This window comes from Candidatus Desulfolinea nitratireducens (genome assembly GCF_982879505.1).
The window spans coordinates 1-9,476 of the sequence record NZ_CEYOSI010000132.1 but is presented as its reverse complement, the minus strand read 5'-3'; the positions used below and the strand labels follow the sequence as shown (position 1 = coordinate 9,476).

At 46.4% G+C, this 9,476-nt stretch carries 11 protein-coding genes; all 11 read right to left on the bottom strand.

Annotated features, from left to right (window positions below; all coding sequences use genetic code 11):
• On the bottom strand, window positions 1-665 hold a 665-nt coding region (locus AC3DOM_RS11820), incomplete at its 3' end, for a hypothetical protein (protein WP_487919249.1).
• Window positions 665-1,186 carry a soluble NSF attachment family protein gene (locus AC3DOM_RS11815; RefSeq protein WP_487919248.1) on the bottom strand — a complete coding sequence of 174 codons (522 nt, stop codon included), beginning with the start codon at window positions 1,184-1,186 and terminating at the stop codon, window positions 665-667. The genes AC3DOM_RS11815 and AC3DOM_RS11820, both read right to left, overlap by 1 nt.
• 18 nt (window positions 1,187-1,204) lie before the next feature.
• Entirely contained in the window at window positions 1,205-1,882 is a 678-nt protein-coding gene (locus AC3DOM_RS11810) for a helix-turn-helix domain-containing protein (RefSeq protein ID WP_487919247.1), read from the bottom strand.
• A gap of 171 nt (window positions 1,883-2,053) precedes the next feature.
• Window positions 2,054-3,379 carry a TadA family conjugal transfer-associated ATPase gene (locus AC3DOM_RS11805; protein ID WP_487919246.1) on the bottom strand — a complete coding sequence of 442 codons (1,326 nt, stop codon included), beginning with the start codon at window positions 3,377-3,379 and terminating at the stop codon, window positions 2,054-2,056.
• Window positions 3,376-3,675 carry a DUF6812 domain-containing protein gene (locus AC3DOM_RS11800; RefSeq protein ID WP_487919245.1) on the bottom strand — a complete coding sequence of 100 codons (300 nt, stop codon included), beginning with the start codon at window positions 3,673-3,675 and terminating at the stop codon, window positions 3,376-3,378. The genes AC3DOM_RS11805 and AC3DOM_RS11800 overlap by 4 nt, the downstream gene beginning before the upstream one ends.
• Before the next feature lie 57 nt (window positions 3,676-3,732).
• Window positions 3,733-4,476, bottom strand: coding sequence for a response regulator transcription factor (locus AC3DOM_RS11795; RefSeq protein ID WP_487919244.1), 744 nt, complete (start codon window positions 4,474-4,476; stop codon window positions 3,733-3,735).
• A gap of 32 nt (window positions 4,477-4,508) precedes the next feature.
• Window positions 4,509-5,693 (bottom strand): GAF domain-containing sensor histidine kinase, encoded by a 1,185-nt coding sequence (locus AC3DOM_RS11790; protein ID WP_487919243.1) that lies wholly within the window; start codon window positions 5,691-5,693, stop codon window positions 4,509-4,511.
• A gap of 13 nt (window positions 5,694-5,706) precedes the next feature.
• The gene (locus tag AC3DOM_RS11785; RefSeq protein ID WP_487919242.1) at window positions 5,707-6,738 is read right to left on the bottom strand and encodes a sensor histidine kinase; all 1,032 of its coding nucleotides are present in this window, start codon (window positions 6,736-6,738) and stop codon (window positions 5,707-5,709) included.
• 93 nt (window positions 6,739-6,831) lie between these two features.
• A complete protein-coding gene (locus AC3DOM_RS11780) occupies window positions 6,832-7,686 on the bottom strand; it encodes a ParB/RepB/Spo0J family partition protein (protein WP_487919241.1) in 855 nt (284 codons plus the stop codon).
• A gap of 49 nt (window positions 7,687-7,735) precedes the next feature.
• Window positions 7,736-8,506: a ParA family protein gene (locus AC3DOM_RS11775; RefSeq protein WP_487919240.1), complete on the bottom strand. Its 771-nt coding sequence runs from the start codon at window positions 8,504-8,506 to the stop codon at window positions 7,736-7,738.
• Window positions 8,507-8,509: 3 nt separating this feature from the next.
• Entirely contained in the window at window positions 8,510-9,361 is an 852-nt protein-coding gene (locus AC3DOM_RS11770; protein ID WP_487919239.1) for a PfkB family carbohydrate kinase, read from the bottom strand.
• Between the last annotated feature and the right edge of the window lie 115 nt (window positions 9,362-9,476).

Genomic DNA, 9,476 nt, shown 5'->3' with positions numbered 1-9,476 from the left:
TTTGGATGGATTGCCAGCCTTGCAAGATGTGCTCCAAAAGGGCTGTGCGTGCTGATCTGGTAGCCAATGATGCCCTCAGTTGCAACAGCGACTGTTGCGACCACAGCCTGCGAATATGCTTGCTCCAACATGGGTGGCAGATTCTGCCAGAGAGGTTTAAAAGCGGCTGCATCCACCTCTGCCACCTGAGAAAGATCAGCCTCAGTCATCGAGCGGATCGTGACACCTTCGGGTAGGGACCACTCGGGCACCCTCTCTTTCGCCCAGGAAAGCATCAATATTTGCTCATCCTGAACAAAACCGCTTAGCTGGAGTAAATTTTTCATCCACCCTTTTAATGAGATGGATGCCACTTTTACATCGCCTTCTTCGGCTAATTCTTTTTTGGCGTTTTCCCATAGGATATCCCAGGCTTCGAGAGCCGGGATTCTCGCTGCATGCGCAAAAAGTCTTAACCAGATAACATCTTTTTTATCCTGCGGGCATGCCAGAACTGCCACAATACGGGAGTTTTTTTCAAGCACCCAATAAAAGGGTGAACCAAGCCAATCCGTGGGATGTCGCCAGTCCAGATGCCGATGCACATGTCGCTCAAAGAATATTAGATTTGCAATATCTTGATGATCTTTGGCGAGCGCGGGCCGGATCTGGTAACTATTTGTCATTACTGGATAATACGCATGATGAATTTCAAGAAACGTTGAAACAGATTGGGCTTTTGAGTTGCACCAAGTGAATCGAGCATGATATTTGCCGTATCTTGTAACTTTCCTTTGCGAAATTTTATGGCAGCCATAGATTTGAGAACAGTTGCTTCCAAGTCCCCTTCGCCAATTTCTCCAAATAGGGCGGCAGATTTGGCATATTTCTCAAGGGCTTTGTCTGATTGCCCAAGCGCATCCAATGCTGCGGCTTGATTTCCCAGCGCCATTGCCTGTCTAAGCAGATCTTTTGCTTCGGCGAATACCAGATCGGTGCCATGAACAGCTTCAAGCGATTCTTCTGCCCTCTCTGCTTGGAGGAGAGCAACACTGAGATTATTCTTCGCTTCAGCTGCATCGAGAAAATTTTCTTCTTCGGTATAGATCTTTACAGCATTTGAAAAGGATTGTACAGCGTTTTCAAAATCGCCTTTTCCAAAATATTTTTTCCCACTTTCTGAGAGCTTTGTGGCAGTAGTTTCCATACTTCAAAACCTTCCAATTTAAAAAGTAATATCCAGGATCCCTTCAGCAACGGAGCGTAACTTATCTGCGGAAAGATCGCTCAGATTATGCGCCAGTTCAATATAAGGGCGGTTTATTGGTTGACTGACAAACTCTCGAAGCTCCGGAGGAAGGTTGAGAAAATCTTCAATTGCTTTTTGGCGTATCATCCACTGACCGATCGGACCGTTTTTATCGATAAACCTGTCGGTTTGACTGCCAAGAATCGAGATTAATATTTCCAGTACGGGTAATGGGATTGAGCGTTCTCCCAGCTCATAGGCCTTGAGGCGACTTTTGGGAATGTCTCCTTGCTTAGCAAGGGCTTTCATTGAAATGCTGGCATTCATTCGCTCCTGGCGCAATAAAGCGCCAATCATTCGCTGACGCAAGCCCACCAGACGCGGCAAATCAAGCGGTTCTGTAGGGGGAGCATTGTCAGAGATGGCTTCTTGTCCCCAAAAATGTGAGATCGGAAGATTGAGAAAAAAAGCCAAAACTTCAAGTTCTGGTAAAGAAGGTGCTTTAGTCCCATTTTCATATGAGCGAAAAATGCCGCTAGTGACGCCAATTACTTCGGCACATTCATTAATGCTCATCCGTGAAGCTGTACGAGCATCGTGAATGAGGACGCCAAGCGTTTTTGATCGGAGGGTGATTCGAGTCTTGGTTTCCATTATTTCCTCAATAGGCATTAATAATTATTACAGGACTTACGCAAAATACCTTTTTTCTCGCTGCGTTGTAGCTTGTCTACAATACCCCAACGCAGAGCATTGGGACTAGGACTATAAAAATGCGTAAGTCCTATATTATATAAAGATGATGTGATTATAGCAGATGTACAGTTAGTGTCTTCTGCGATTAGAGGCAAGCATGGCTGTGATATTTGCGCCAAAAACTTCTGCGCCAAGTTTAAATCCGGCAGCTTCAAGGCGAGGATAAAACATCGGACGGATACCCGTTGGTTTCATTTCTCCAAGAATCTTATCATTAGCCCCAACCCCAGTTTGAGCAAATTTGAAGATATCGCTTAAGATAATGGTATCCCCTTCCATCCCAGCTACTTCAGAGATAGCAACTACTTTGCGTGATCCATCTTTTAGCCGTGTTTGTTGGACGATTAGATCAATAGCGGATGCAACCTGTTGACGGACAACCTTTATGGGAAGATCCATTCCGGACATGAGAACAAGGGTTTCGAGGCGAGAAAGAGCATCTCGAGGTGAGTTGGCGTGAACAGTTGTCAACGAGCCATCGTGCCCCGTATTCATGGCTTGAAGCATATCTAAAGCCTCACCGCCGCGGACCTCACCAATGACGATCCGATCTGGTCTCATGCGCAGCGAGTTGCGTACCAAATCGCGAATACTTACCCCGCCAAATCCTTCAGCATTAGTCGGTTTGGTTTCTAGACGAACGATATGATCTTGCTGAAGTCGTAGTTCAGCGGCATCCTCGATAGTGACAATCCGTTCAGTTTCAGGAATGAAGCTGGATAAAATGTTGAGCAGGGTGGTTTTGCCTGAGCCCGTTCCTCCTGAGATGATGATATTTAACCGGGCAAGTACACAGGCACGAAGAAATTCCGCCATATTTTTGGTAATTGAGTCGAAATCAATGAGTTGGGAAACTGATAATTTATCCTTGCCAAACTTTCGGATAGTGATCGAAGGACCATCAATAGCAACAGGTAAGACAACAGCATTAACACGGGAGCCATCCGGCAGGCGGGCGTCTACCGTAGGACTGTCTTCATCCACACGACGTCCCAGAGGAGAGATGATCCGTTCGATAATACGACGAACATGGTCATTATCTTCAAAGGTAACGGTTGTTTTTGTGAGTTTCCCTTCCCGTTCGACATAAATATTTTTAGGTCCATTGACCATTACTTCGCTTATATTGGGGTCGTCCAAAAGAGATTGGATAGGGCCAAAACCAAAAAGCTCATCAACAACTTCTTTGAAAATATGATCGCGCATATCAACTGGGAGATTAAGATTGGCGCGTTGGTAAACATCGCTGAGACGCTGCGATACATATTCTTGGCGGTTTTCCGCGGGGGCTTCACCGCTTTCAATTTCTTCTGAAATTGTATTGATAAGATAGTATTTTAGTTTGAGTAAATTAGGAGAAGAAAGTTGCGAGGTACCCGGTTCTAATCTGCTCATGACAGATTCTCTTCTTCCTTGCTATTTATATCGGGCATCACCCAAACAATCTGTTTTTTTTGGACGGCAATGAATTCAGTGTGATATAAAACTTTCCCCTCTGGGTTGAGAACATCGGCTTCGGTAAGAGCCAGAAAGTCAATATCCTGGTTAAGCTCATCTTTTAGTCGGGCATCCTTGCGGACATGAACTGTTCCATTAATGAGATGTGTCGTTGTTTGTACAAGGACAGGGGTAGGGATTTTCGTGATTATATCTGTAAAAAATTTTCCTTTATCGTCAATTTCAATTGTCATGACAACCTCTCTGTGACTATTGGTTATATACGAGCGATTAAGCTTATTGCCAAATTATTATTCGCTTTTCTCCTCAGCGATATTATTATTACCTGACTGATCATCATCTGTTGGAGGCATAAGATACCCTAAGCCAGTGCGTGTAACGATGTGAGTTGGGGCATGAGAATCCTTTTCAAGTTTTTGTCTTAAGCGGGCAATACTGACCCACAGGATTTCTTTCTCGTTGCGATATTCCGGCCCCCAAATGCTGGTGAGTAACTCTTCTGCACTCATGATCTTGCCCACGTTATGGACAAATTGTAGCAAGAGGCGGTACTCGGTTGCTGAAAGCGGGATTGGATCTTTTTCGTTATCTCGCCAGACCTCAGCGCGGGCAAAGTCGACGCGGATTTCTTCATGGGAAAAATAGCGTGTTTGGGTAATATTGGTTGTGACCTCTGCTCGCCGTAAGACAGCACGGACCCGCGCAAGTAATTCGGTGGCAGAGAAAGGCTTAGCCAGATAATCATCTGCACCTAGATCAAGACCGCGAACGCGATCTTTTTCATCCCCTTTGGCTGTAAGCATGATGATCGGAACGTTGGAATACTCCCGGATACGCTGACAGGTTTGAAATCCATCCAGTTCGGGCATCATTACATCAAGCAAAATCAAATCGAAAGGCTGCGAAGAAAATAGTTCAATGGCTTCTACACCATTCGATGCAGTGATTATCTCATATCCATCTGTCTGCAAATTTGCGTCCAACAGACGTTGGTAGCGTATTTCATCATCAACAACAAGGATGCGTTTTGACATGGCTTTATTCTCCTTCACCCAAAAATCTTATGTTATTGTGTAGGTAATTCGATAATAAATTGTGTGCCCTTTTGTTTCTTGGATTCTGCCCAAATCTTACCATGATGTACATCAATAATCCGTTTGCAAATGAATAACCCCAGGCCGGTCCCTGTTTTGCCAGGATGATCTGGAACGCGATAAAAGCGATCAAAAATATAAGGGAGATGTTCGGCTGGGATTCCATCGCCATTGTCCGCAAAAACGACCTGAATGGATGATGAATTGATCGCCTTAATAGTGATCTCGATCTTTGATTGGGGGGCGTATTTCAAAGCATTGCTGAAAAGATTTTCAAAAACTTGTGCCAAGCGCGTATTATCTCCCTGAATGATTTTGGAGGATTCGCTTCTAAATATAACTTCAAGATTTGGATAACGCGCCCTAACGCGAGTGATCATATCCCTGATCAAAGCATCAAGACGTAGTGGTTGAAAACTCATCTCTACTGTGCCGCTTTCAAGTCGTGCCGATTCGAGAATATTATCAATTAACTCGGTCAAATGATCGGTTTCCTCGTCGATGATGGTCAAAAACTCGCGACGCGTATCCTCATCCCAAAGAGTATCCTCGCGCAGCAGAGTGGTGCTGTACCCTTTAATAAAACCCAGTGGGGTGCGAAGCTCATGCGAAATGGTTGCCACAAAGTCATCCTGCAAGCGCATTTGTCTTTGTGCTGCTTCAAGTTCAGCAATGCTTTCTTGCAAGGCACGCTTCTCGAAAATATAGGCGATTACTGCTGCAGCAAGCGTGGCAAGATCAATATGTCCTGGCTTATATTCAGGGCCGCCAAAGCGGACCAGCGTAAGTACACCGATCAATTTCCCTGAAGCTATAAGTGGCAAGCCAATCAGGTAAGGTTCCTTAACTCGGTCTGTTATATTTGTAGCTGACTTTTTGGGTACTTCCAGAATGACCTCCTCTTTCTCGATCACCTGGATTGCAATATCTTCCCCCCAGCTTGCATCAGCCTCAGCTTTTTTGCCTCTTCCGATTGCCCGCGCATAGGCAATTTCGGAAGTGCCCCCGCTTTTATCTGTGATATAGATTGCAAAATTATCAAAAATAAGTGCATCCCGCAAGGTTGCGATTAAAAAATCAAGAGCAACCTTCCAATCCTCTTCCTGGACGGTATTTTGCCATAGGCTATATCCAATGGATGGGTCAGTATATTTCATTGGAATGCTGCTCTCATTCATTTATTTCGCTCGCTGCCAATAAGGGGAACTTGATGGTTGTCCCCCTACCTTCGACAGAATTTATGTCGAGCATCGATCCATGAGCCTCTACGATCTGTTGGACCAGAAGCAAGCCCAATCCCATCCCGCCATAGCGTCGTGATGCTGCGTTATCTAATTGATGAAAAGGACGGAATAATTCGTTCAAACGTCCAACAGGGATGCCTATCCCTGTGTCGCTGACTATAATGGATATCAGTTTTTCACCCTCTTGTTCTATGCGCAATTCTACGCGACCACCCGCAGGGGTAAATTTGATTCCGTTATCCAATAACTGACCCAGTACCCAGGTCAATTTCTGCTTATCCGCGTGTATGGTGGGAAGGACCTCATCTAACACCTCAACGACAGAAACTTCACGATCTTCAGCTTTGTTTGAGACTGCCTCTACAGCGAGGTGTGCAATGGGTCGAATATCTATTATTTTTCGATTCAGTGTCAGCTCTCCTCGCGAGGAAATTGAGACCATGATCAGATCTTCAACCAGACTTTCCAGTCGAATTGTGGCCTGTCGACTAATTTCTACAGCCTCTTTTTGTTCTTCGTTAATCCCTCCCAAGGATTCAGTGACCAATAGATCAAGATAGCCTTTGATCACCGTAAGTGGTGTTCTCAATTCATGAGAGATATTTGAGATGAAATTGGTCTTAAGCTCAGAGAGATCAGAGAGCTTTTCCAGGGCATTTTGAAGCTCAGCTGTTCGTTCCAGAACATGCTGCTCCAGATTGCGATTTGTATCCTGAAGCGCACTGCGTAGTTGTAAGATTTGCTCTGTTATTGCCCTGTCGAGCAAGTCTTTTGAAACGATATTTAACTCCAGAAGAGTTTGTCCGATGAGTAAAATATTTCCGCTAGTTTTTCTTTCTTGTTGATAGGCAAGTGCTTTTTTAAGATCATCATCGCTAATATGACCTTGCTTTACCAGATGTTCACCCAGCCGAGGCACCAGCATTTCAGGGATTAACATAAGGTTGGGATTTGTCATGATTTTGCCTATACCGTATCGTTTGCTTTTTGGGTGACCTCAAAAAAAGCTATTGGTAATTTGCATAAAAACAAGGAAATAAAATCAAGAAATTTATAAAAGTTTTTCAAGGAGAGCATCCAAATCTTCATCAGAGGAATAATATAAGGTAATATTACCGCCTTTTTTGGCATAACGCATAGAAACCTTGGTCTCAAATCGCGATTGAAGGCGGTTTTCGATCTCAACCACCTCTGGTGATTTGGCAATCTTTTCTTTAGCGACGGGTTTTTCGCCATTTAGTTTATTGACCAACTGCTCAGTCTGGCGAACGTTGAGCCGTAATGCGATCACTGTTTGCAAGGCTGCCTCCTGTGCCTGTGCAGCAGAAAGCCCCAGCAGGGCGCGGGCATGACCCTCACTGATCAACTTATCCACGAGAGCGGCTTTCACCGGTTCTGAAAGTTTACGCAAACGTAATATGTTTGTAACGGCCACGCGGCTTTTTCCAACCTGCCTGGCGATGGCCTCATGTGAAAGGTCAAATTCATCGGTCAGCTGATGATAAGCCTCAGCCTCTTCAAGGGGACTCAAATCGGCGCGCTGGACATTTTCGATCAATGCCCACTCCAACTGTTGCTGGTCGCTGACTTGCCGGATCACAACCGGGACGCTCGATAATTGGGCCTGGAGGGAGGCTTTCAGGCGACGTTCTCCGGCGATAAGCGAATAAGACCCATCACCGTTTGGAGTGATAATCAGCGGCTGGATGACCCCATGCTCACGGATCGAAGCAGCCAATTGCTCCAATTCCTCCTCATCAAAATAGCTGCGAGGTTGTCTTGGGTTTGGAGAAATCCTGTCAATCGAAACCTGTTGAATGCCGCTATCGGGCTTTGGTACGCTGGAGGTTTCAGTACTCGTAATGAGCGAGTCCAAGCCTTTGCCTAGTCCACTTCGTTTTGCCATATTTTCTCCAAATCCACTTTCCCTGAAAGGGAGAGAGCTTGTGTAAGGGTCAGTTCAAATCCCCTGCCAATAATTCCTTTGCGAAGGCATCATATGCCATTGCCCCAACAGATTCGGGAGCATAAGCGGAGATCGGTAAGCCATAGGAGGGCGCCTCTGCCAGGCGGATATTACGCGGAATGACGGTCTTGAATACCAGCTTGGGGAAGTGCTTATTCACTTCGGCGACCACGTCGTTGGCGAGATTTGTTCGACGGTCGAACATTGTTAGAATAACGCCACGCACGCGCAATTCCGGGTAAAGAGCCGAGCGTACTTTTTGAATCGTCTCTGTCAGTTGACCGAGTCCCTCCAGGGCGAGATATTCACATTGTACGGGAATGATGACACCATCCTGAGCTGCCATTAAGCCATTGATCGTCAGCAACCCCAGAGAGGGGGGGCAATCGATGAGAATATAATCGTATTGATCGTTTAATAAAGTCAGCGCATTTTTCAACCGGGTTTCCCGCCCGCTTTCATCGACCAGTTCGACCTCTGCCCCAGCCAATGCCGGTGAAGAAGGCAAAAGGGAGAGATTAAGGCGTTCATTTTTCAGGATCAATGAGGCGGGAGGTTGCCCACCCAATAATGCCTGGTATGAGCCGTTTTCCACACTATGTTTATCGATACCGAGGCAGGATGTTGCATTGGCTTGAGGATCAATATCCACGATCAGCACTCGCTGTCCATGTAGGGCGAGATATGCGCCAAGATTGATGGCGGTGGTTGTTTTAGCGACACCGCCTTTTTGATTTACGAGTGTATAAATACGTGCCATGAACTAATAAACCTCCATCTGGCATTGTTGAATTTCTTCTTCGGTGGGAATGCCCGCCAGCCCGCGGCGGGAAACAGAATAAGTTGCCAATCGAGTAGCGAAACGCGCTGCCTCCCAGGGGTCTCGGGTGCTGTGCAGGCGGATGAAAAAAGCCGCTGCAAAAATATCGCCGGCGCCGGTGGGGTCGACCACATCCATGCTGGGTGCAGGAAAACGGCGCAGATCATGATTCCAATAAATCCTTGCGCCCGCGCTGCCTTCTGTAAGAGCAAGAATGCGGCTGGCGAGGGAGATCTCTTCGATGATCTCCTCGTCATCCCCTATATCTTCGATGCTCAACACAGCGGCGCTGGCCTGGTTCAGGCTGGCCTCCATTTGTGCCCATTTTTTCGGTTCCACATGCCCATCTGGTCCCCAACTGCGCAACCAGCCCTGGGGTGTCAATCCGAGCAATGCGGGGGCAAAGCCTGCAGGCAGTTGTGAGTCAATCTCCTGGTCGATAGGTCCCAGGTGGATGATCGATGTACGCTGCCAGACCTCTGGCACCTGTTCGTATTGAATTTGCGCGGCGCGCCCTTTCAGCATAAGTTGACGGTATGAGGGGGCATCATCAATCTCAAAACTGGTCGTTTCTTTGGATGGGATCACGTAAACAAGAATATCTTTGAATGCTTCCAGGGAGATATGATCAGGATTGAAGCTGGTTACGACTCCCACACGCAAACCAAGGGCCCGGGCTGTGAGTGCGGCATAGGCCGCTGTCCCGCCAAGCTGCTCGCCCGCCGGGGTTAAATCCAGAGAAATATGACCGATTACAAGGTAATCTATTTTTTCAAAGGTGGAGAGATTGAGCATGGCTAGATTATACCTGAGATGGGTGGCTGTGAAACATATCAGCTTTATGAGGATTTGGATAAAATTAGGCTCTTTGAGTTATCGGGTGGGAAAGGAGCGCGTCGCACCTGACCTT